This is a genomic window from Agromyces sp. NPDC058064, from assembly GCF_042885275.1.
GTDB lineage: Bacteria > Actinomycetota > Actinomycetes > Actinomycetales > Microbacteriaceae > Agromyces.
Map to the genome: position 1 here is coordinate 120328 of NZ_JBHVSE010000001.1, position 25435 is coordinate 145762.

At 70.2% G+C, this 25435-nt stretch carries 5 protein-coding genes; 1 reads left to right on the plus strand and 4 read right to left on the minus strand.

What is annotated here, in order from left to right; translation table 11 throughout:
- Window positions 1–77: 77 nt before the first annotated feature.
- The 4 genes from ACFVSL_RS00540 to ACFVSL_RS00555 all read right to left on the minus strand — a co-directional run bounded on the left by ACFVSL_RS00540 (window position 78) and on the right by ACFVSL_RS00555 (window position 23829).
- Complete coding sequence (locus ACFVSL_RS00540; RefSeq protein WP_386937540.1) at window positions 78–9929, minus strand: hypothetical protein; 9852 nt, start codon at window positions 9927–9929, stop codon at window positions 78–80.
- Between the two features lie 284 nt (window positions 9930–10213).
- Entirely contained in the window at window positions 10214–17359 is a 7146-nt protein-coding gene (locus tag ACFVSL_RS00545) for a DUF5979 domain-containing protein (protein WP_386937542.1), read from the minus strand.
- Between the two features lie 367 nt (window positions 17360–17726).
- A complete protein-coding gene (locus ACFVSL_RS00550; RefSeq protein ID WP_386937544.1) occupies window positions 17727–20210 on the minus strand; it encodes a hypothetical protein in 2484 nt (827 codons plus the stop codon).
- Window positions 20211–20433: 223 nt separating this feature from the next.
- Entirely contained in the window at window positions 20434–23829 is a 3396-nt protein-coding gene (locus ACFVSL_RS00555; RefSeq protein WP_386937546.1) for a VWA domain-containing protein, read from the minus strand.
- A 304-nt stretch (window positions 23830–24133) separates the two neighbouring features.
- Here ACFVSL_RS00555 and ACFVSL_RS00560 point away from each other — a divergent pair, with 304 nt between their 5' ends.
- Entirely contained in the window at window positions 24134–25435 is a 1302-nt protein-coding gene (locus ACFVSL_RS00560) for a YihY/virulence factor BrkB family protein (RefSeq protein ID WP_386937548.1), read from the plus strand.

Below are 25435 nucleotides of genomic sequence, written 5' to 3' on the forward strand. Positions count from 1 at the left end.
CCTGCCGCGCGACACCGACCGGCGCGCACGAAGGGCCGGTGCCTCCGACGGCACCGGCCCCCCGCTCGACGCGGCTCCTACTCGGCGTGCCGTTCACCCGGGCGGCGGCGACGGACGATCGTCACCGACACCAGCAGCGCACCGATCAACAGGAGCCCGGCAGCACCCCAGAGGAAGGGCGCGCCCGCGAAGCCGGTCGAGGCGATCCCCGGAGCCGGCGGCTGCGGGACCCGGACCGTGACGGTCGAGTCGTCGCAGAGGATGGGGAGCTCGGGATCGAGCACCGCTGCCGGTGCCACCGTTCCCGGCTCGGACTGGGGCTCGACCGGCGCGTCGTCGGGGTCGTTCCAGCAGACCTCACCGGTGTTGTCGACCCGATCGGCCTTCGACGCGGGGTCGAGCACCACCGAGAGCACCACGTCGGGCGCGTCGGGCTGCGTGCCGCCGATCATGCCGTTGAGCACGCAGTGGAGCAGTCCGCCGTATCCGTCGGAGTCGGCACCGGTGACCTCGCAGTCGTCCCAGCGCGGGAACGCGGGCGCCTCGTCGGTCGTGATGTCCGTGACCTTGAGGTCGGCCGGGATCTCGTCGAAGAGCTCCATGTTCTCGATCGCCCCGAGACCCGAGTTCGTGACCGACAGCGTGTAGTCGAACGCGCCGCCGGGCTTCACCTCCTCGACGCTCGCGGTCTTCACGATGTCGACCGACGGGTCGCGCACGACCTCGCACGCTGGCGTCGCCTGCGGGTACACCGCGAGGATCGACTGGCTCGGGTTGACCGAGAAGGTCACCGTCATCGGGTTCACCTGGTCGGCGAACGCGTAGCTCTCGAGCTTCGAGTCCTTGACCATGTTCTCCCAGATGTCGACGATCCCGTTCTCGCCGACGACGTCGCCCTCCTGGATGAGGCGCCATCCGGGCCAGCCGATGGAGATGCCCTCCTCGTTGACCACGCCGTACGGCCAGAGCAGCCGGCCGTCGCGCTCATCCCACGGGATCTCCATCACGACCGGGACCGCGTCGGGGTAGACCGTCGGGTCGGGCGTCCACGTCACCGTGATCGGCCCGGGCTCGACGTTCTCCGAGACCGCAACGTTGTGGTACAGGTACGGCACGTCCGCCACGCAGCGCGTGTAGGCCGACGGGTCGATCGCCTTGGTGGGCACGTCGACGTCGTCGCAGTCGTTGCCGGGCACCATGTCGGGCACGATCGCGGCCGCGGCGATCTCGTCGATCTCGGGCGCCTGGATCGCGACGCACGCCTCGTTGTGGATGTCGTCGAGGTCGACGACCGGCAGCACGGGCGGCGGGTCGTTCGGCCCGACCGGCGGCACGGGCGGCAGCGGCGCGGGCACGGCCACCTGCACCGGGATGGTGATGGTGGTCACCGCGCCCGGCGGGTACGAACCCGAGTACGTCGCCGCGAACGCGTTGTCGGTGTCGCCCGAGGTCTGCGTCCAGGTGCCGGGCTGGGCCGGGTCGGCCGCGGGCGTGAAGGTCGCCGCCCCGGTGACGACGAGGTCGTCGGGGAGGAGATCCGTCACCTCGAGGCCCGGCACGTCGAGCGTGCCGTGGTTCGTCACCGTGAGCTCGTACTCGAAGGCGTCGCCCGCCTCGACGGCCGTCACGCCGTCGGGCAGCAGGTACGTCTTCTCGATGCCCACGTCGATCGAGTCGGCGACGTTGTTCAGGGTGCAGTCGGCGATGCCGCCGGTCACGACCTGCGCATGCGTCACCGCCGCCTCGCCGCAGAGCCAGGCCTCCGCCGTGTAGTAGTCGGCGAACTCGTGCTCCTCCTGCTCGGTCTGCAGCTGCTCGCCGAGCAGGTACGAGCCGATCGGTACGACGAGCTCGATGCCGCCGCCGCTCAGGTACTGCACGAGCTGCGTGCCCGAGTCTCCGGTGAGATCCCAGTCGGTCGCGGCGAGCAGTTCCTCGGGCGTGAAGCCGAGGTCGAGCAGCGCCGTGTTGTCGACGGTCTTCGTGAGCCGCAGCTTGCCGACGGGGATGTCGGTGCAGCCCTCGAGCGGCGTCGTGACCGTGCCGTTCACCATCTCCGCCGTGTTGAGGAACCCGCCGCCGTCCTCGGTCGCCTCGCACTTCACGAGGTCGATCGACTCGATCGAGGCGACGTTCGCGCGGACGGTGATCGTCCAGACGTGGGTGTCGCCGGCGGTGATCGGATGCGCCGTGGCGAGCGTCGTGGCGTCCTCGCCGTTCCAGCCGGCGACCGGGGCGCCGTCGGGATCCACTGCCGAGGCCTCCTCGATCGTCACCCCGTCGGGGAACGCGTGCGCGTCGCTCAGGTCGTAGACCAAGTCGTGCTCGCCGACCGTGTCGACGGTGATGTCGTACGTCACCTCCCAGTCGCCGAGGCCGAGGTTGGTCGCGGGGTGCGCGACCTTCACCGCGGTGGTGCGGCCGGGCTCGGTGCACGCCTCGGCGTCGGTCGGCAGTCCGTCGACGGTGAGCGTCGCGGAGTTCGCGAATCCGCCCTGCTCGCCGGGCACGCACCCCGTCGAGCCGTCGCCCTCTCCGTCGCCCTCGTCCCAGACCGCATCGCCCGTGACCGTGGCCTCCACCGTCACGAAGTACTCGTGCAGCCCGGTGGCGGCGGTCAGCACGACGTCGTTCGCGAGCTCCTCGACCGGCTCGGTCGCGGGGTCCTCCCAGACGTCGCCCGACCCGTCGGGGCCGGTCCACGAGGCCTCGTCGACCTCGATGCCCTCGCCGAAGCCGGCGAGCGAGTCGACGAGGTCGTAGGTGACGGGCGACACCGCGCTCTCGTTCGTCACGGTCAGCGTGTAGTCGATGGTCCAGGTGCCGTCGTCGTTCTGCACGACTCCCGAGACCTCCTTGCCGAACAGGTAGCTCGCCGGCTGCGCCGTGTTGACGATGGTGCACGTCACGTCGTCGCCGGGCTCCAGGTTCGCCGTGTCTCCGTCGAGCACTCCGGGGACGTCGCAGCTCCAGGCACCGGCCTCGAACTCATCGGAGCCCTCGAAGTCGCTCGCGAGCTCGCTGAGCACGTAGTCGACGTTCGCGTCGACCGCGCCGGTCGCGGTGCCCGCGCCGGTGACGATCGGCGCCTCGCCGTCCTCGGTCGCCGAGACCGTCCACAGCGTCGGCGGGAACTCCGCCTCGACCGAGTCGGGGGCGACGTCCTTGACGAGGGTCAGCGTCGGAGCGACGTCCACGTTGCGGATCTCGCAGTCGACGGTGGCGCCGAGCTCGTGGACGGTGAGCGTCGCGCTCGTCGCACCGTCTGCGGCGACGAGCGTGAAGGCGTCCTCGCCCTGCGGCGAGGTGCAGCTCCAGGTCGCGGCGACCTCGTACTCGATGCCGTTCTCCCAGATCACCGACACCTCGTTGAGCGTGTAGCCGACCTCGAGGTCGACGGGGCCGGAAGCGGTTCCCGCTCCCCCGAAGCCGTCCTCGGGTCCGCTCGCCGAGACTGTCCAGTCGGAGGCCGCGGCGTCGCCGCCGTGCTCGCTGTCGACGATCTTCTCGAGGTTGACCGTCTGCTCGCACTCGACCTCGTTCGTCACGAGGTAGGTGTTGACGGTGGCGTCGAGCGTGTACTCGCCGGTGCCGTTCGAGACGGCGTCGACGATCTCGCAGCCCTCGGGCACGACCACGTCGGTCTCGCCCACGGCGACCTCGTCGCCGAGCGCGTATGGGCCGCTCTCCGCATCCCAGTCGACCGCGCCGCCGTCGAGCAGGCCCTGCGCGGTGAAGCCCGCGGGCAGCTCGTCGCTGTCCCAGGCGATCGGCTCGCCGCCGTCGATCACCCACGCCTTGTCGACGATCACGATGACGGGCACGTCGAGGCAGCCGTCGTCGGTCCAGGTGCCGCCGGAGGTGACGACCGCACCGTTCAGGAGGCCCTGTCCGTCCTCGCCGTCGCAGAGGAGCGCCGGCGAGCCGGCGACGTCGTCGACGGTGAACGACACGGTCACCACGAAGGTGTGCGTCGCCCCGCCGTCGAGCGACTGGTCCTCGACGATCACGTCGGTCGACGGGCTCGCGCCGTTCCACGCGGGGTTCACCGTGACATCCGAGCTCGTGACCTCGCGATCGGTGATCGTGACGCCGTCGGCGAAGTCGGGGGTGTCGCTCAGGTCGTACACCAGGGCCTGCGCTGCGCTGAGGTTCTCGACCGTGATCTCGTACGAGGCCTCCCAGTGGTCGCCGACCTTCACGGCCTCGGTGCCGACGGCGGTCTTCGTCACCTCGGGCTCGGCGGGCAGGCCGCAGCCGGTGTCGGACGACGGGATGCCGTTCGACGTGAGCGTCGCCTCGTTGAGGAAGCCGACGTCCGGGTCGCCGTCGGTCGGCGAACAGGTGTTCGTCGTCGGGTCGCCGAACGCGTCCCGGTCGACCAGCGCCGTGACGGTCACCGTGTAGGTGTGCACGCCGTCGATGCCGATGACCTTCTGGCTCGGCGCCGTGCTGTTGGGCACGATGTCGGCCGTCGGGTCGTTCTCGGGGTCGGTCCAGGTGCCGTTCGCGCCCTCGCCCTCCCAGTCGGCCGACTGGATGTCGACCTCGGGGCCGAAACGCAGCGTGTCGGCGAGCGTGTACTTGGAGACGAACTCCGCGTTGCCCGTGATCGTGATGTCGTACACGATCGTCCAGAGGCCGTCGCCGTCCTGCGTGACCGTCGGGTCGCCCTTGACGACCGTGGGCTCGCCGCCCCGCTCGATGTCGGTGCAGTCGTCGTCGGAACGCTTGATCTGGCCCGACGTCACCGTCGCGTTGTTCAGGAAGCCCACTCCGTCGGGGTTGTCCTGGGTCTTGCACTCGAGCTCGTCGGGATCGATGGCCCCGACGGGTGCGTCGACGTTCAGCACGACGGTGTACACCTGGGTCGCCCCGGCGGGAATCGGGGCGTTCGACGCCACCGTGAACGGCGACCCGTCGTACGGGGTCACCGGTGCGCCCCCGTCGATCGCGTAGCTGAGGTAGTCGACGCCCGCCGGGAAGGCGGGGTCGTCGGTGAGCGAGTAGTAGGACGGCTTGGCCCCCGGATCGGTGTTGGACACCGTCAGCGTGTAGGCGACGTTCCAGGTCGAGTCGGCCTGCTGCGTCGAGGTCGCGCCCGACTTCACGATCTTCGGAGCGCTGGGCGAGTCGCACGCCGACGCGTCGGCGGGAACGCCCGCGACCGTCAGCGTCGCCGTGTTGTTGAACGCGGCGTTCGTGCTTCCACCGGTCGGGCACGCCGACTGCGCGGGCGTCAGCTCGGGACCCGTGAGGGTGATGCCCGTGACCGTCACACGGTACGTGTCGCTCGGGTCGGGGTCACCTGCCGCGAGGTATGCGTCGTCCGCGAGCGCGTCGCCGTTCGTCCAGCCGGGAACCGCGACGCCGTTCTTCGCGGCCGAGTACGTGCCGCCCGTGACGCCGGCGCCGAAGTGGGTCTGGTCGGCGAGGTCGTAGACGCCGCCGATCGCACCCGTGTTCGTCACGACCACGTCGTAGGCGATGCTCCACGTGCCGTCCGGCGCCTGCACGACCGAACCCGGCACGACCACCTTGGTGTGGGTGATCTTCGGCGAGTCGACGGTCACGCATCCGGTGGCGTCGTCCGTCTGGTTGCCCGACTCGAGGGTCGCGACGTTGTTGAGACCGCCGTCGCTCGGGCAGCGGAAGGCCCCCTGGTCGGCACCGATCTCGACGACGACCTGCACCTGGAACACGTGCTGGTCGACGCCCGGCGTGCCCGCGAGGGTCACGTCGTCCGCGAGGAGCGTGTTCGGCGCGAAGCCGGTCCACGACGCCTCGGTCGGCACCGGCTGGGCGACCACCGTCGCCGGCCCGGTCGGCGTGACGCCGGCGGGAAGGTGGAGCTCGTCGAGGAGGTCGTAGACGACGCTCGTCGTCGCCGACGGGTTCGTCACGGTGATCGTGTACGGCAGCGTCCAGGTGCCGTCGCCGTTGTCGACGGCGGCACCGCCCTGCTTGGCGATGGTCGGCTTCACGGGCAGCTCGCAGTCGGATGCCTCGTAGGGCACCTGTCCGACGTACATCGTGGCCGTGTTGAGGAAGCCCACGGTGCCGGGCTCGAGGTCGTCGCACGCCCCGTGGGTCGTGCCGTCGAAGTCGGCGCCGTCGTCGACGGTCGCGTTCACCGTGACCCGCCAGGTGTGCGAGGTGCCGGCGGCGAGCTGCGGCTCGTCGTCGAAGGGCTGCACGGCGTCGAAGCCGACGGTCCAGTTCTCGACGTCTCCCGCGGGGAGCGGCTGCACGCGCTGGTAGCTCGCGCTGTTCACCGTGGTCTGCGAGCCGAAGTCGAGCCGGTCGGAGAGGATGTAGTCGATCGGCTGGAACGCGCTCGGGTTCGTCACCACGATGTCGTAGGCGATCGTCCACGTGCCGTCCGCGTTCGGCGTGGGCACCGCCGCGGTCTTCGTGATCGACGGCGTGATCGGCTTCAGCGTGTTGGTGACGACGCAGTCGACCTTCTGGCCGGGCTCGAGCGCCGGCAGCGCGGTGCCGGCGTTTAGGACTGGACCGAGGCCGTTGAGCCTGCACTCCCAGACGCCGGGGTAGAACTGCTCGTCGGCCCCGGGGAGCGACGTGCTCTCGTGGAGCGTGATGGACTGGGCCGCGGCGATGTCGACGTATCCGCCTGTCGTGCCGGCGACCGGACCGACCGGTGTTCCCTCGGCCGGGGTCGCGCTCAGCAGCCAGTTCGTGGGTGAAGTGCTCGCACCGACGACGCTCTTGACGAGCCGGATCTGCGGCGAGATCGGGTCGTTCGAGATGACGCAGGTGCCCTGCCCGAGCGCGGGGAGCGTGATCTGGTCGGTCTCGACGTACTGGCCGTTCGGCGACGTGCGGCACATGATGCTCGTCTGGGTCCAGCCGTCGGGCCCGCCGCTCTCCGCCACCGTGTACGCCTTGCCGGGGCGGATGTACACGGTCTCGCCCGTGGTCGCGTCCTGAGCGGCGAGGCCCGGGATCGCGGGCGCGTTCGGCGTCGCGGTCAGCGTCCAGTCGCTCGGGTCCGCATCGATCCCGAGGTCGTTGTCGACGTTCTTGATGAGCGTGAGCGATGCGGTCTGGTTCACCGCGGTGCACTGGACCCGGAAGCCCATCGGCACCGTGACCCCGCCGTTGAGGCCGTCGGCGAAGCCGGGGACGACCGTGCCGCCCGCGTTCACCTGCACGCAGTCCCAGCTGCCGGTCGCGGGCGGGATCGGCACGGCGTTCAGGCCGAGGGTCTGCACGTACCGCGGGTCACCCGTCTCCACGAGCGGGTAGGTGACGTTCGGGGTCACGAGCGCCGTCGCGCCGGGGCTGCCGGTGGCGCCGTTCGGTCCGGGGAGCGCGCCGCCCGGGGCCACCGCGTCGAGGTTCCACGCACCGGGTGCGGCGGGGCCGTTCGCGACGGTCTTCTTCAGCGTCAGCTGGGAGTCGCAGGTCACGGTGTTCGTGATCGTGTAGGTGTTCTCACCCGGTTGCAGCGTGGCGTCGAACGGCAGGGCCCCGTTGCCCGGTGCGCTGCCGTTCGAGAGCGTCACCCGGCTGTCGGTGATGCGGCAGAGGTCGCGCGACCCGACGCTCGTCGTCTCGTTGAGCGACACGACGGTGTTGGCCGGCACCGGCCCCTGCGTGGTCACCCACGGCGCGTTCCCGCCGCCGACGGTGAGCTGGGCGGTGAGGCCGATCGGCTGCTGGCCGTTCGGATAGGTCACGCCGTTGACGACCCAGACCTTGTCGACGCTGTACGTCGACTGCGGCAGCGGTGGTCGGTTCCAGACCGTACAGGTGACGGCCTGGGTGGAGCTGACGGGGATCGAGAAGCCGTTCGTCTCGTTCGTCACGGTGATCGCGCCACCGGTGGCGACGTCCGTGCAGACGGCGTTCTTGCCGCTCGACGTGACGATGCTGTGGCCCTGCGGATCCTCGGTGACCTTGACGGTGCCCGAGGTCGTGCCGCCCGCGAACGTGAGCGGAAGGTTCACGGCGCCGGTGCCGGCGGCCGTCACGCCCGACTGCGATGCGGGGGTGATACCGCCGGTCGTGGGCTGCGCGGTGAAGGTCCAGCCCCCCGCCGGGGTCTGGCCCGTCTTCGACTCGCCCGTGCTCGTGTTCGAGACGACCTGCTTGACGACCGAGATCGACCCCTCGCAGGACCCGAGCGCGAGGTTGCGGAGGATCGTGCCGGCCTCCTCGTAGTCGGCCGACTGGAAGTAATCGGAGTTCGGCGTGCCGCCCGAGATCGCGATCAGGTTGTCGGGTGCACCGCCGACGCCGGCGCCGACGCCGAACGCCACGACGCGGGTGCCGAGCGCCTTCACCGCGTTCGCCGAGAACACGCCGTTCTCGACCTCGCGGAAGCGGGTGCGGTTGCCGGGCCCTTCGTCGCCGGCGTAGACCGTCGGGTTGCCGTCGGTGAGCACGACGGCGAGGTCGTACTGCGTCCCGCTCGTCGCCACCTGGTAGATGCCGCGATCCCAGTTCGTCGCCTCCGTCGGCGTCGAGAAGCCGTCGATGTGGTTGCGCACGGTGTTCGCGCCGGCGACGGTCGAGACCGGTGTGATGCCGAGGTTCGCACCCGCCGACGCCGGTGCGACGTTGTTGAAGGTGAAGATGCCGACCTGCGAGGGCGTGCCCTGCAGGGCCGTGACGAAGCCCTTCGCTGCGTTCTTCAGTTCGGTGAAGTTCGGTGCGACCGAGCCGGAGAGGTCGATCACGAGCGCGACACGCACGCCGCACATCTGGATCGCCGGCGGGTTCGCGAGCGAGTTCTGCCAGATGCCGCCGGAGGCGTTGTTCGCGGTGTTGCCCGTGGCGATCATGAAGTCGCTCAGCGAGCTGAGGGTCTCGCCGGCGTCGACGTCCGCGATGCGGAATCGGTAGTTCGCCGAAGACGGGTTCTCACCGGTCGCGAGCGTCGCGTTCTTCGACCACCCGGCGGGAACGCCGGGCGTCGCCTGCGCAACCCAGAAGTTCGAGTTGTTGGCGTTCGGGACGGAGAAGGTGCAGACCCCTGCGGCCGTCGACACGCAGGTGGCCCACGGCTGGTTGATGATCGAACCGAAGGACCCGCCGTTGTCGGTGTAGAGCTGGAGGGTGACGCCGCCGAGGCCGCCGACGCTCGAGAGGCCCGTACGGCTGCCGCCGACCTGGACGTTGATGGTCGCCGGCCCCGAGTAGGTCTGGGTGAAGGTGCAGTTCGCGAACTTCTGGATCGGGTTGCCGTTCGTGTTGCTGAAGGTGACCGTGCGGTCGTCCTCGTCCCAGTCGGGGTCGTTGTTGCCCGATCCACCCGTCGTGCACTCGAACGTCGTCGTGTAGTCGGCCGGCCCGTTGTCGGCGAAGAGCGTGTAGGTGTTGTTGCGCGGCACCGGCCGGGTCTGGCCCGACGTGAAGTTGTAGTTGTCGCTGTTGCTCGAGCGGACGGCGTGCAGCGTCCACTGGCTCGCCGTCGCCGGCCCGCCGGAGACGACGTTCGTGATGGTGAGGTTGCCGCAGTTCGTCGTGCAGTCGGCCGTGTCGGCCGGGAACACCGCCATCGGCGTGACCAGTTCCTCGGCGGCCGGGGGTGCCGCTTCCTTCGCGGGCGCTTGCTTCGCCGGCGGCGCCTCCTGCGCGGGCGGCGCCTCCTGCGCGGGCGGCTCCTCCTCGGGCGTCTCCTCCGCGGGCGGCTCCTCCGCCGGCGTCGCGGCGTCACCCTCGCCCGCCTCCGGCTCCGCAGCCGGCTCGCTCGCGACCTTCGCCGTGTCGGGCGTCGCGGGATCCGATGCCTCGCCGGCGGCGAACGCCATCGTGGGCAGCCCGATCGCCAGCATCGCGCCCGCGGTGATCGCCGCGATCGTCGCCCTGAGCGATCGGCTTCGACGCGCCTCGCGGCGGCGTCGATCACGACGGCCCTCTGCCTTCTGGTCGGAACGGAACGGGTCGAACAAGCTGTCCATGGTCGTCGAACCTTCGTGATCGGGTGGCGCACGGGTGCACGGATCGCGCAGTTGCGCCGAGTCAATCAGAGGTTTCGGGGGACAGAACAGGGGGACGCTGGCACCAAAACGGGGGACAATAGCAGAATCGAAATCGCCGTGATCAGGGAATTTCTTGACGTGTCACCCGAAAGCGGGGTACTCGACGATCACTCGACTTCCCCCGTTCGGGGGACATGCGAACGGGGGCCGGACCTCACGGTCCGACCCCCGGTACGCGCCGCGTCAGTGCGCGATCATCTCGATCACACGGTGTGCTCGCCCTGCTTGCGCCGGCGGATCACGATGCCGGCCGCGACGAGCAGTCCGCCGAGGAGCACGAGGCCCGCGGCCCCCCAGATGAAGGGCTCACCGGCGAACCCGGTGGCGGCCATCGGCTGCGGGATCCGCACGGTCACCGACGAGTCGTCGCAGATGACCTCGGGGTCCTCGGAGGTGTCGTCGGCGTTCTGCCAGCACACCTCACCGGTGTTCTCGACGCTCGTCGCCGTCGTGTCGGGGTCGACGTGGACATCGAGCACGATGGGCGGCGCCTCGGGGTAGTTCGGTCCGAGCACCCCGAGCAGGTCGCAGTGCAGCAGTCCGCCGTAGCCGTCGGCATCCTTGCCGGTGACCTCGCAGTTCTCCCAGCGCGGGAACGCGGGTGCGGGGGCGGTCGTGATGTCGTCGACCCGGAGGTGCGACGGGATCTCGTCGAAGACCTCCACCGGATCGGCCGAGCCGACGCCCGTCGCCGTGACCTCGAGCGTGTACTCGAAGTTCGTGCCGGGCTTCGCCTCCTCGACGCTGGCGGTCTTCAGGATGTCGACTTCAGGCTCGCGATCGATCGCGCAGGCCGGCAGCGCCTGCGGGTACACCGCGAGCACCGACTGCGACGGGTTCACCGAGAACGTGATCGTCGCGGGGTTCTCCATGTCGCGCCACGGGTACGTCGGCACGTTCTCATCGAGGATCAGGTCGCCGAACCGCGTGCCCGGGAACGGCGGGTTCACGAGGTCCTCCTCGGTGATCGGACGCCAGCCCGGGAACTCGTACGGCACGCCGTTCTCGTCGACCGCGGCGCCGGGCCAGAGGAGCCGGTCGTTGCGGTCCTCCCACGCGACCGTCTCGGTCTTGGTCAGCGTGCCGTCGGCGCTCGTCCACGTGACGGTGATGTCACCGGGCTCCACGTGCTCGCTCGCTGCGACGTCGAAGTACAGCCACGGGACATCCGCGATGCAGCGCACGTAGGCGGCCGGGTCGATCGCCTTGCGCGGCACCTCGACCTCGTCGCAGTTGTTGGCTGCGATCAGGTCGGGCAGCACGCCCTCGCCGTCGGTGATCGCCACGCAGGCTTCGTTCGGGATGTCACCGAGCTCGATCTCGGGGGTCGGCGGCACCGGGTCGTCGGGGCCGACGATGTCGGTCTCGACCGGCTCGGGCTGGGGCAGCCGCACCGGGATCGTGATGGTGGTCACGTCGCCCGGCTCGAACGGTCCGACGCCGTGGGCGGCGAACGCGTTGTCGCCGATCGTCGGCTGCTCCGTCCACGTACCGGCTCCCTCGAAGGTCGCCTCGCCGGTGACCTCGAGCTCGGGGTCGACCAGGTCGGTGACGTCGAGCTCCGCCACGTCGATGCTCGAGTGGTTCGTCACCGTGAGCACGTAGCTGAACTCGTCGCCGCCCTCGATCGCATCGTCGGGCAGGCCACTCAGGTCGTAGTCCTTCTCGATGCCCACGTCGACGAGCTGGGCCGTGTTGGTGAGGTCGCAGCTCGTGAGCTCGCCGATCTCCACGAGCGCGGTGTTCTCGCCCTCGCCGTCGCGATCGCAGATCCAGCCCTGGCTGAAGAAGTACTTCAGCAGCGGGTGGCCGGATGCCTCGGCCGTCGGCTCCTCGGAGAGACCGTAGTCGCCCGTCGGGAGGGTGAACACGGTGCCGACGTTGCCGAGCACCGCGACGCTCTCGACGGCGCCGACGCCCGTGAGCAGCCAGTCCTTCGGCGCGAGCTGCTCGAGGTCGCCGAGTCCGAGGTCGGCGAGGTCGATGCCCTCGAACGCCGACAGGTCGACGTGCTTCTGGAGCGTCAGCCGGCCCACGGGGATCGTGTCGCAGTCGTCGACCACGGTCACGATCGTGCCGTTGACGAGCACGGCCTCGTTGAAGAAGCCGCGACCGCTGGTCGACGCCTCGCAGGTGACGTGGTCGATCGAGGTGATCTCGTCGACGTCGGCCACCACCACGATCGTGTAGGTGTGCACCGCCGACTTCAGGATGAGCACGTCGTCGGCGAGGGTCGTCACCGTGTCGCCGTTCCAGGCCGTGGTGTCGACGCCCGCGTCGTTCGTCGCGGTCGCCGACAGGATCTCGACGCCGGCCGGGAACCCGAGGTCGTCCTCGAGGTCGTAGTACTGGTCCTGGGTGTCGCTCTCGTTGGTCACGACGACCTCGTAGGTGACCGTCCAGTTGCCGTCGTCACCGCGCACCGGGGTGTCGATGAGGTCCTTGGTGACCGTCGTGCGACCGGGCTCGTCGCAGACGCTGGCCGGCTGCGGCTCGCCGTCGCCGACGATCAGGAACGCCGTGTTGCGGAAGCCGCCCAGGGAGGTGTCGCCCTCCTGGCACCGGTCCTGCGAGGTCTCGTACACCTCTTCGTCCGCGGTCGCGTTGATCGTGATCGTGTAGGTGTCCGTCCCGGAGGCCGGCACCGACTCGTCATCGGCGAGCACGTAGTTCGACGCCGTCGGATCCCAGTCGGCTGCTTCGTCGCTCGGGCCCTCGGCCTCGGCATCGTTGATCACGATGCCGACCCCGAAGAACGGCTGGTCCTGCAGGTCGTAGACGAGCGGGGCCACGGGGCTCTGGTTCGCGACCTTCACCTCGTAGACGAGATCCCACGTGCCCTCGGTGTTCTGACCGATGGAGACGAGTTCCTTCGTGATGAGCCCGGTCGGCGGCACCACGTCGTTCGTCACGTCGCAGCTGAGCGTGGCGCCCGGCGTCGCGACGAACTGGTTGCCCGACGTCTGCGGGTCGGAGTCGGTGCACGTCACCGTGCCGCCCGACCAGCCGGGAGGCAGCTCGTCCTCCGTCACGGTGTACACCGTGCCGATCTTCAGGTTCGTCCACGTGACGCTGTCGGTCACGTTGCCCACCCCGGTCACGGTCTGCTCGGCCTGCGGCAGCACGCCGTCGGCAGGCGAGATCGTGAGCGGGAACGACCATTCGAAGCCGTCGGGGACTCCGGTCACGTGCTTCGTCACGGTGACCTCGCCGGGCACGGCCACGTTCGTGATCGTGCAGCTGATCGAGAGGCCGGGCGTCACCTCGAACTGGAATCCGGCGAGCGAGTCGTCGGCGTCCTCGAGGTCGCCGCCGTTGCAGACGAACGCGCCCTCGTTCCAGCCTCCTTCGTCGCCCTCGGTGAGGGTGTAGGTCTCGCCGACCACGAGGTCGCTCCAGCTGACGCTGGCGTCGGCCTCGGTCACGTGCTGCGTGGCGGGCTGGGCGCCCACCGCCGGCGAGATCGTGATCTCGAAGTCGAAGGGATAGCCCTGCGGCACGCCCTCGACGATCTTGCGCACGGTCACGTCACCGGTCTCGGGGGCGTTCGTGTAGGTGCAGACCACGGTCTGCCCGGCCAGGAGGTCGATGCCCGCCGTCGCGCCCTCGATGTCCACGCCGTCCGACGGCGTGCACTGGAGCCCGGTGAGGTCCCAGTTCGCGGTGTCGCCCTCGGTGACGCTGTAGTCGCCGGGGAGGAGCGAGCCGAAGGTCTGCGGCTCGTCGCCGTCGGTGAGGTCGAACTCCTGGTCGCCGCCGTCCCCGGTGAAGGTGAACGGGAACTCCTGGGTCGCCCCGCCCGGGATCTCCCCGACGCCCGGGACCACCTTGTCGACGATGATCGTCGACAGCTCGGTGTTCGAGTAGGTGCAGACGACGGTCTCGCCCGGGTCGAGGTCGATGAGGCCCTTGAGCGGGTTCACCTGGTCGATCGACGAGTCGTCGTCCGCGCCGCCGACGCGGGACTCGACGCAGCCGACGAGTTCGCCCACGTGCGAGTTCGTCAGCAGCTCGGTGACGCTGTAGCTGCCGGCCACGACGTTGTCGTAGCTGTTGGCGCCGGTTCCGTTGTCGGTCGTCACGCCGAACGAGCCGATCGACGGGTTGCCGGCCCAGGGCCACGTGCCCGTGAACTGGAAGGTGCCGTCGGCGCCGTCGATGTTCTTGACGATGATGATCTTGCCCTTGGCCGTGTTCGTGATGTCGCATTCGAACACGTCGCCCGGCTCGACCGTGAAGCCCGACTCATCGACGGCCTCAGCGGTCTGCTCGCCGGCGTGGGTGACCTCGCAGACGAGCTCGCCCGCGACCCAGCCCGCCCCCGGGTCCTTCTCGGCGAGCGAGTAGGTGGTGCCGGGAACGAGGTCGGTGAACGTCGTGTCGCCCACTCCGCCGCCGGCGGGGGTGGTCACGATCTGCTCGACGGGGTCGCCGGCCGGGTCGATCGGGGTCAGCACGAAGGTGAAGCTGCCGGCTGCGCCGACCGAGGTCTTCGTGACCTTCGCCGAGGCGGGCTCCGCCTCGTTCTTCACGGTGCACTCGAGCGAGAAGCCCGGGGTGACCACGAACTGGTCGCCCGGCAGGTCGGGGTTCGAGTCGGGGCCGCACTCGACGACGCCGCCGGTCCAGCCCGCGGGCAGGTGCTCGGTGATCGTGTACTCCTCGCCGACGACGAGGTCGGTCCAGGTCACGGTGTCGCTGGTGTTGCCGATGCCCGACACGGTCTGGGTGGCGCTGGGTTTCACCCCGTCGGCGGGATCGATCGTGAGGTCGAACTCCCACTCGGTGTCGTCGGCGACGCCGTCGACGGTCTTCGTGACGCTGACCTCGCCGGGCTCGGCGACGTTGGTCACCTCGCACTCGAGCGAGAGGCCCGGGGTGACGGTGAACTGGAAGCCCGGGGCATCCGACTCGTCGTCGATGCCCTCGCAGCCGATCGTGCCCTCGTCCCAGCCGGCGAGCTCGCCCTCGGTGAGGGTGTACTGCGTGCCGACGTCGAGGTCGGTCCACTCGACGATCGGGTCGTCGTCCGTGGCGTTGATGGTGCCCTGCTGGCCGCCCGGAACCGGGCTGATCGAGATCGGGAAGGACCAGTCGTAGCCGGCGGGCACGCCGTCGACCTTCTTCTCGACGGTCACGCTGCCCTTCGTCGCCGTGTTGAGCACGGTGCACTCGACGGTCTCGCCCGGCGAGAGCGTGATGCCGATCGGCGAGTCGGTGGTGGGGGTCTCGCCCGAGCAGGTCATGCTCGTGACGTCCCAGCCGGCCTCGGCCAGCTCGGCGAGCGTGTACGCCCCCGGCACAATGTTGTTGAACGCCTTCGACTGCCCGTCGCTGAGCGAGAAGCCGGCCTGCCCGGTGAGGGTGAAGTCGAACAGCTGCGCGGAGCCGTCGGGGTTCGTCTGCTTCGTGACGATGATGTTGCCGCGCTGCGTGTTCGTGTAGGTGCAGGTCACGAGCTCGCCGGGCTGCACGTTGATGGTCGCCTTGCCCTGTGCCAGCGAGACGGCCGAGTCGTTCGTGCCGTCCTCGACGCAGGTGAGGTTCGTGAGGTCGTAGAACGGGGCGGGCGTGGTCTCGGTGACCGTGTAGGCGCCCGGGGCGACGCTGTCGAAGAGCTTCGACGCGGTGCCGCCGACGGTGGTGAGGTCGAAGCCCGAGAGGTCGGCGCCGGTGGTCGTGAAGCTGAACGTGCCGTTATCGCCCGCGACGTTCTTGACGATCCTGATCTGGCCGTCCTGCTCGTTGGTGAACGTGCAGTTGAGCACCTGGCCCGCGATGGTCTTCAGCTTGGCGGTCGCGGTCTCGAGGAACACGTCGGCGTCGCCGTCGCCGTCGGCGTCGCAGACGATCGACGTGAGGTTCCACTGCGGGGTGCCGGGCTCGGCGATCTCCGTGATGTCGACGCTGCTGCCCGGCGTGTAGTAGAAGACCTGCGAGCTCTGCCCGCCGGCGACCTGCACGTTGCCCTGCTGGCCGGTGACGGTGAAGTCGAAGGTCGCGGGGTCGCCCGCGGCGGCCTTCGTGATCTTCACGCCCGAGGTGACGTTCGTGATCGTGCAGGTCGTCGTCGCGCCCACGTAGAGCTTGAAGCTGCCGTCCGCGGTGTTCTCGGTCTGCCCGGTCGTCGGGTTCTTGACCGTGCAGGCGGTCGACTGGAACGACCACGGCGACGGCGGCGCCGACTCGGTGAGCTTGTAGTCGTTGCCGGCGAAGACGTTGCCCCAGTTGTGGGTGTCACCGATGCCGATCGTCGCGCCCAGTCCGTTGTTTCCCGCGACCGTGTCGGTTGGGCCGGTCAGGGTGCCGTCATGGACCTGCCCGCCTCCCGTGCGGACGACCGAGTAGTTGAAGTCGGCGTCGGGGGCTCCGTCGGTTCCGACCTTCTTGACGACGAGGCCGCCGCAGTTCGATACCGTGAGCGGCGTCGGGTCGCGGACGATGTCCTCGGTCGATGCCTGCTGGCTGTTGCCCGTCCGAGTGATGAAGCCGTCAGCGGTGAAAGTGCGGCAGGTGCCCGTGCCGAGCACGCCCGCGGCAGTCAGGTCGACCGCGATCTCGCCGAACGTCGCGTCATTGCCCGTCGAGGGCGTATCGGTGTTCTTGCCCACGGCGGCCTGCCAAGGGAACGACGCACCGATCGGCTCCCAGCTATTGCCGTCCCAGTCGAGGATTCGGACGAGCGTCGTCGGCCCGCTCGACTCGTAGTTGAACTCGACAAGGTAGTCATCGTCGAAGCTGTCGGGGTTAGGCCCCGCGAGCACCTGGTAGGTGGTCATGTCGCCGAGGCCCTGGAGCCGGGTCCAGTACTGGTAGAGGATGTAGTGCGGCACTCCCCCGACATCGACGATCTCGTATGCGGTTGCGACGGTGCAGCCATCGCCCTTCGCGTTCGGCTCGGGGCTCGTGTTCGGCGTCCACGGGTTGTCGTCGATCTTGTCGCCGCCGGCGAACACCGTGTCGTCCACGCCGCCCGTACAGTTCGCTGCGGTTGCGCCGGTGTCGTAGGCGAACGACGCGTCGACGATTCCCGAGGACTGGTGGCCCGATGCGGTGAGGTAGGGCGCAGTCGCGGGCGTACCGTCCAGCACCGTGTCCCAGTCGACGCCGCTGCCGGCCGGCTTGTTCCCGTCGATCTCGAAGCTGGTCGTGATCGGCCCCAGATCCGCCGCCGCCGCCGACGACGCCGGCGCGACTGCCATGATGACGGCACCGCCCGTCGCGAGCAGCCCGGTGATCGCGAGGGCGCTGATGATGCGCTGTCTCGCGCGCCGTGCGCGGAGCCGCACGGACCTGAGTCCGGTCGCCGGGTCGGTGGAACGGGTGCGGAGAGATCGCGTGACGTTCATCATCAGCCTTCGGGTTTCGGAAGCACTGCTTCCGGCTGTATTCCGGCCCGGGCGACCGAGCCTCGGGAGTCGCGGGCACGACCCCCGTTTCGCCCGCCGAGGCGGACGCGCGAACCCGCGGGTACGGGTTCGCGCTCATCCTCGCATCGGGATTCTGCAGCGAACAGGGGCCCTGTGGCACCAAAACGGGGGGATCCTCACTTTCGGGGTACAGATTCTGAGGGGTTTCGGTCCGAAACGGGGGACATCTTCGATGCGTTCGGATACTTCGGCACCGGGCCGACCGGATCGGGCCGCGTGTCCCCCGGTTCGCGCGCAGACGGATGCCCCGCCGGGATCGCTCCCGGCGGGGCATCCGATCATCGGCTCAGCCTTCGCGACGGCGGCGCAGTCCGCGCGCGATGACTGCGGCCCCGAGCAGCACGAGCATCGCGCCGATCGGCAGCATCGCCGAGGTCTCGACGCCGGTCTCAGCGAGCCCGGCCGGCTTCGCCGGCTTCGACGGCTGATCCGGCGCCGCGTTGCAGTTCGGCGTCGGCGGCGGGTACACCACGTCGGCGTCGTTCGACGGGTTGATCCGGATCTCGGCGACCGCCTCCGACCGCAGGTCGTAGAACGGGGCGCTCGGATCGAGGACCCAGGTGCCGTCCGCCAGCTCGGTCCAGCCGGGCCAGGCGATCGGGTCGCCGTTCTCGTCGATCTCCGCCCCCGGCCAGAGCTGCTGGCCGGAGATGGTGTCACCGCTCGCCCACCCGGCGGGGTAGGCGATCGGATCGACCTGCGAGGCGCCGTCCGCGAGCAGCGCCGCGATGTCGTCCGCCGGGATCGAGGGATCGCGGTTCGCGAACGCCTCGGGGGTCCACCAGATCAGGGAGATCGGGTTGGCGGCCGGATCGGTGATGTTGAACGGCGTGATCTCGTAGGTGAACCACGGGGTGTCGTTCACGCACTGGGCGAGCCCCACGAGCCCGATCGCCTTCACCGGGGTCTCCGCGTCGTCGCAGTTGTTGTCGAAGTTCGAGTCGAACCCGGGCTCCCCCGCCTCGAGACCGACCGCCGCGATCGACGGGGCCTCGCGCTCGGGGTACGCCTCGCTGTCGACGCAGGCGCCGTTCACGAGATCGGGGATCGGCTGGTCGGGCGCGGGCTGCGAGAGCTCGCCGACCGTGACCTCGAAGGCGATGGTGATGACGTCACCCGGGAAGATCCAGCCGTTGTGCTGGACGGTGAGCATGCCGTCCGCCACCTCGACCGGGTCCCACTCGTCGGGGTTCGGCGAGATCACCGCCGAGCCGTCGACGTAGGTCACGCCGTCGGGCAGGAAGTCGGCGACGAAGCTGCGGTACGCCGGGTCCTCCCCCTCGTTCGTGATCGTCAGCGTGTAGGTGATGACGTCGTCCTCGCCCGAGTCGACCGGCTCGTCGCCCTCGGTCGCCTCGTCCTTCACGAGCACGAGGTCGATGTCGATGACGGGGTGGTCGACGACGCACAGGTCGTCGTCCGCGAGCGCGTTCAGCTCGTCGAGGGGCACGGGCTCCTCGTCGGTCGGGCACTCGCCGCCGGGGCCGGGCTCGACGACGTTGTGCAGCAGTTCGCCGAACACCTCGTCGCCGACCACCACCGTGTACGAGACCGTCGCGCTGGACCCGGGGGGCAGGGTCGGGATGTTCCAGGTCAGCACCCCGCCGACCGGCCCGGTGAGCCCAGCGGGAAGGATGCCGAGCGTGCCGTTGTCGAGCACGTCGCTCACGTCGTCGAACGCCTGCGCCCCGGTCACCGTGGCATCCGAGTCGTTGTAGGCCTGGAGCGTGTAGGTGATGACGTCGCCGGGCTCGACCACCGCGCCGTCGGAGGGCCACGACCACTTCTGGAGCAGCCAGTGCGGCACCGGAGCCGTCGGGCAGGGGTTGACCGTGACGGTCTTCTGCAGATCGTTCTCGGGATCCTCGCCGTCGCGATGCAGCACCACGTCGTACGTGCCCGGTGGCAACTGGAAGTCGTGATCGAGCATGCCGTCGGGATCGCTGAAGTCGAAGGTGGCGACGACGTCGTCCGTGCCGGCGACGAACACGGTGATCGTGTAGTCGAAGTTCAGCAGCAGGCCGAGCAGCGTCACCTTCAGCGGCGGCGGGGTGCCGCCGACCTCGGTGCACACGGCGGCGAAGAGCTCGATCGACGGAGGCGCGGGGTTGCAGTCCTCCTCGGTGATCTCGGTCTTCGTGGTGTTGAGGCCCGGGAAGTGGTGCTGCACCCCCTCCTTGTCGAAGTAGTCGAACACCGGGATGACGTCGCGGCCGTCCTGGTGCACGGAGTGCGCGTGCGTCGGGTCGGTCGGGTCGTCGGGATCGCCGTTCGGGTCGATGATCGAGCGCACGCTCGGCGAGATGAAGACGTACGGGTTCGACTCGCTGCTCGTGGCGTGGCAGATCGCGACCTTGTCCTTCCACTCGGGGATGGTGACCGGCGGTCCGTCGTTGTCGCCGCCGCCCGTCGGCGCGACCATTCGTGCGGCCGGCGCCGGCGCGGTCTGCTCGGCGGGCGGCGCCGGCTCAGCTTCGGGTGCGGGCTCGGGCGCGGGCTCGGCGACCGGTTCGGGCGCGGGCTCGGCGACCGGTTCCGGGGCAGGCTCGGGCTCGGCGACCGGTTCAGGGTCGGGCGCCGGTGCCGGCTCGGCGGCCGGCTCGGTCGCGGGCTCGGCCGCCGTGACGTCGGGGCTCGCGGGAAGCTCCTCGGCCGCGGCGAGCGCGGGGGCTCCGAAGAGCACGAGTGCGCCGACCGTCAGTCCGGCCAGCGCGGCGCGGATGCCGTGGGTCGGATGCGTGGCGCGATGGGCAGGTGGATGACGGTGCATGACAGCTCCAGACCTCGAGGTGGGAGCCGGCTCGGGTTGATACCGGGTCAGCAGTGTCAGTGTGCTCCGCCGCCGGGATCGAAGACAACGATTCCTCAGCTTTTGTCCCCTGAATTCGGGGTCCCCCACCGGTACCCTCCCCCGGACGCCGACGACGAACCGAGGGGATGCCGTGACGCGGTGCGCGTCGCGGCATCCCGTTCGACCGACCTGGATCAGTCGGTCACCGGTCGCCGGACGGTCGCCTCGACCGCAGCACCACCCCGGTCGCCCCGAGCGCGAGCAGGGCCACGGCGAGGGGCGCGAGCCATCCCGCCTCGAAGCCGGTGCGCGCCATGCCCGACGGGCTCGACGGCGTGCCGGGGTTCGCGGGCGGCGCCGCGTTGCAGTTCGGCGTGGGCGGCGGGTACACCGTGATCACGTCGGTCGACGGGTTGATCCGGATCTCCACCACGGCCTCGTCGCGGAGGTCGTAGAACGGCGCGTCCGGATCGAGGATCCAGGTGCCGTCCGGCAGGAGGGTCCACCCCGGCCAGTCGGTCGGGTTGCCGTCCTCGTCGATCGCGGCACCGGGCCAGAGCTGCCGCCCGTCGATCGGGTCGCCCGGCAGCCAGCCGTCGGGCGCCTCGACGTAGTCGACTTGCGACGCGCCGTCGGCGAGGATCGCCGCCTCGTCGGCCGCATCGATCGAGGGGTCGTGCGCCGCGAAGGCGTCTGCCGTCCACCAGATCAGCGCCACCTCGGGCAGCGGATCGACGTTCACCGGCGTGATCGAGTACTCGAACCACGGGGTGTCGTTGATGCACTGCGCGGCGCCGTCGAGCGCGATCGACTTCACCGGCGTCTCCGCCTCGTCGCAGTCGTTCTCGGGGTTCCCGTCACGGCTCGGCCCGTCAACGCCCGGCCCGACCACGTCGAGCGCGGCGACCGTCGACGGCGCCTCGGGCTCAGGCACCGGCCCGCTGAACACGCAGACCGTGTTCACGAGATCTGGGATCGGCACCGTGGGGTCGGGTTGCGCGAGCTCGCCGACCTCGGCGTCGAAGGTGATCGTCGCCGTGTCGCCCGGGAAGAACGGGCCCGGGTAGCGGAACGTCAGCTCGCCGTCGACCGAGTCGTCGATCGTCCAGTCCGCCTCCTCCCCCGCGGGCACCGTGACGACGAGCTCCGAGCCCGGCACGAAGGCCACCCCGTCGGGCAGCACGTCGGTCACCTCGACGCCGTACGCGGGATCCTCTCCGAGGTTCTCGACGAGCACCTCGTAGGCGATCACGTCGGGCGGGGTCGCCCCCGAGTCGACGGGCGCGTCGTCCGCGGTCGTCGCGGTCTTCGTGACGGCGAGGTCGACGTCGGGGGTGCGGTGCTCGGTCGTGCAGTCGGTCACCTCCGGCGGCTCGGCAGCCGGCACCGCCGCCGCATCGAGCAGCTCGAGCACGGGCGGCTCCTCGGTCTCGTCGGACGGGCAGATGCCCGGCGGCTCCGGCGTCACGACGTTCACGAGCTCGGCGGCCCAGGCGTCGTCGTCGACGACGACCTCGAACGACACCGTCGCCTCGGCCGATCCGACCGGCAGGGTCGGGATCGCCCACTCGAGCGACGTGCCGTCGAGCTCGAGCGACGGGTCGAGGGGTTCGACGAGCTCGGCGTCGTCGAGCACGTCGGCGAGGTCGTCGGTCGCGGTCGCACCCGACACCTCGGCCTGCGAGAAGTTCCAGGCGTGCAACGTGTACTCGATCGTGTCGCCGGGCTCGACGAGTCCGTCGGCCGGGTCACTCGTCTTCCACATCACGAACCCCGGGGTGGGATGCTCCGTCACGCACTCGTCCGGCACCGGTTCGAGCTCTCCGGGCTCGACGAGGAGCGGGCCGCCCGGGCAGTTGGTGAGCACGTGGTTGCGCAGCACCGTACCGGGCGGGGTGTCGGCCGAGACGGACACGAGGTACGAGATCTCGAGCGTCTCACCGGGATCGAGCGTCGCGAGCTTCAGGAAGAGCCGGCCCGGCTGGAACACGTTCCAGCTCGACTCGACCACCGGCGGCGCTCCGACGAACCCCTCGAAGTCGACGTACGGCGCCAGCTGCGAGATGTCGTCGAACAGCTCCAGGTCCGTCGCGGCCGGACCGCTGACGTGTTCGATCGAGAGCGTGTACTCGATCTCGTCGCCCGGCTCGACGGCGGTGCCGCTCGGCGGGTCGGAGGTCTTCACGACCCGCCAGACGGGCGCCTCGACGTCGTTCACCACGGTGCAGTGCACGATGGCCTCGATGCCGACCTCGACCCGCCAGCTCAGCTCGTCGACGACGCTCGTCGGCACCGGCCCGTCGCCGTCCTCGCAGCTCACCGAGTCCATCGAGTGGAACTGGCGGTCCTCCTCGGAGAAGACCACCTCGCGGGAGTCGCTCGAGAATCCGGTCACCTCGAATGCGCCGGTGACGCCGGTGTCGTCCGTAAGCTGGGATGCCGGCGCGACCTCGGCATCCTCGGTCGAGAACTCCCAGCCCTCGATCGGCTCGCCGGCGATCTCCTTGTGCACGAACACCGAGCCGCCGCAGAGCTCGAGCGCGATCTCCTTCAGCTGGACGCCGAGGGCGTCGTAGTCGTCGGTCACGGCGTAGTCGGCGCTCGAGAGATCGCCCGCGTAGGCGTCGTCTCCCGTGATCGCCTGGATCGGACCGAGGTCGAGGTCGCCGCCCACGGCGATGCCGAACAGGTGCGAGGGCGAGAGCTTGATCGCGTTCGCCTCCGTGACGGCGGGGTCGAGTGCGCCGGGCGACCCGTCGGGGAACTCGCCCCCGTTGCCCGGGTCGACCGTGTTCGGATTGCCGTCGGTGATCATGATGGTGAGCTCGACCGCGTCGTCGAACCCGCCGAACGTGCCGCGCGCCAGCTCGAGCCCCCGCTTCCAGTTGGTCCACCCGTCGCTCGTCAGTCCGGCGTAGGAGCCCTGGATCGCGGCGAGGTTGGCGCTCGTGAGGTCGGTGGCGCCGAGCAGCACCGCGGCGTCCTGGTCGAAGGAGGTCACCGAGACCTGGGAGCCGGTGTCGACCAGCGCTGCGGTGAACGCGTCGGCGGCCGCCTTCAGGTCGGCGATGCCGGCGTCGCCGATCGAGCCCGACTTGTCGAGCACGAGCGCGAAGTCGATCCCGCAGCTGGGCTGGAGGTCGGGATTCGTCACCGTGCCGACCTGGGCGGCGGCGAGGCTGCGCAGCCCGGCCTGCTGCGTCGCGAGGCACGCGTCGCGCGCGCTGCGGTCGTCGTTCGCGATCGGGATGAGCTCGCAGTCGACGGGTGCCGGCGCGGCGGCCCCGGCGTCCGGGGCGACGGCCTTCGCATCGGGCGCCGCTTCCGGCTCGGGCTCGGGCGCCGGCACGGGCTCCACGGGAGCGGGCTCGGGGTCGGGCGCCGGCTCGACCGGCGCGGGTTCGGCGGGCGGCTCGGTCTCGGCCGGCGGCTCGGTCTCGGCCGGCGGCTCGGCCTCGTCCGGCGACGCCGGCTCGGTGCCCGGCTGGGCCTCGGCGGCGATCGGGGCGGCGGGGTCGACGGCCTCGGCGGCCGCGATCGTCGGAGCGCCGACGAGGACGAGGGCCCCCACGACGAGCGCGGCGAGGACGCCGTTCACGGGGCGTCGCGTCCCCCGGGATCGCCCTCCGGGCCCGGGGCGGGTGCGGGTGCGCAGTTGCATGGCTCTTCTCACTTCCGTGTGAATCCGCCGGCTCGGCATTCGGGTCAGCGCCGCCAGTCTGCGCCGCCCTGTCCCCCGTTTTCAAGGAATCCTCAGTTCGAACCCCCCGAAGTCGGGGTACGCCGAACGCCTGATTCGGGGTACACGCTGAGCCCGGCTCAGTGGTACCCCCGAGGCTCACGGGCGCCCCTCCACCGGGCGCCTCCGAGGCATCCGAGCGCGCCTCGCTAATGTTGGGGACGTGAGCGAGCGAACGACGCCTGAGCCCCGCGGCCGGGCGCGCTCCGGTGCCGACGGCCGGCAGCCTGCGGGCGCGGCGCCCGCGCCGGCCGCCGACGATGGCGCCGACGCCGACCCGCGCTCGGCGAGGGCCAGGTTCGACGCCGTGAGCCAGCCGATCCTCGACCGCTTCGAGGAGCCGATCAGCCGGGTGAACACGATCACGAAGAAGACGCTCGCGCTGTTCCCGGTCCGGGTCTGGCGGCACTTCCTCGCCCGCAACGGCTTCATCCTCGCGGCCGGGCTCAGCTACCAGGCCCTCTTCGCGATCTTCGCGGCCGTGTACGTCGTGTTCGCGGTCGCCGGCATCTGGCTGACGAGCAACGACGACACCCTTCAGGCCTTCATCAACCTGCTCAACTCGTACGCGCCCGGGCTGATCGGGCCGAACGGCATCATCTCGAACGACGACCTCACCGAGATCGCCCAGTCGAGCACCGGCGTCCTCGGATGGACCGGTGTCATCGCCCTCATCGGCCTGATCTGGACCGCGATCGGCTGGATCACCTACGCGCGGATGTCGGTGCGGAGCATCTTCGGCCTCCCGAAGGACACCCGCGCGTACGCACTGCTGAAGGCCCGGGACTTCCTCGCGGGATTCGCCTTCGGCGCCGTGCTGATCATCGCCTCCGTGCTCTCGGTGGCGTCGACGTCGTTCATCTCCTGGCTCTTCGACCTCGTCGACGCCCCGAACGCGAGCGGCTGGGAGTCCTTCCTCGTCCAGTTCGGCTCGATCCTCGTCGTCTTCGTCATCGACACGCTCGCCCTCGCGGTCATGTTCCGGTTCCTCTCGGGGGCCGCGATGCCGTGGCGGCGCATGTGGGTCGGCTCGCTGCTCGGCTCCGGGGCGATCTCGGTCATGCAGATGCTCAGCGGGCTCCTCGTGCAGAGCGCGACCCGCAACCCGCTGCTCGCGACCTTCACCGTGTTCATCGCGCTCCTGCTCTGGTTCCACCTCACGAGCATCGTGATCCTGACCGCCGCGAGCTGGATCGCGGTCGAGGCGGCCGACGCGAACGAGACGCTGCGGAACGTGAGCCCCGAGCAGCTCGAGGCCGAGGCCCGCCAGCGCGAGCGCGACGCCCTCCTGACCGCGGCCAGGGTGCGCGTGCGCGACGCCCGTGACGCGCTCGCCGCGACGCGCTGGTTCGACCGTCTGCCGGCGAAGCGACGACTCGCCCGCGCCGAGCAGGATCTCGCCGACCTCGAGGCGCGTCAGCGCGACGAGCGCCCCACGGCGGAGCACGTCGGATGGCTCCCGTAG

Coding starts and splice junctions, on each gene's coding strand:
- ACFVSL_RS00540 (WP_386937540.1), bottom strand. CDS start 9,929: ATGGACAGCTTGTTCGACCCGTTCCGTTCCGACCAGAAGGCAGAGGGC.
- ACFVSL_RS00545 (WP_386937542.1), bottom strand. CDS start 17,359: ATGAACGTCACGCGATCTCTCCGCACCCGTTCCACCGACCCGGCGACC.
- ACFVSL_RS00550 (WP_386937544.1), bottom strand. CDS start 20,210: ATGCACCGTCATCCACCTGCCCATCGCGCCACGCATCCGACCCACGGC.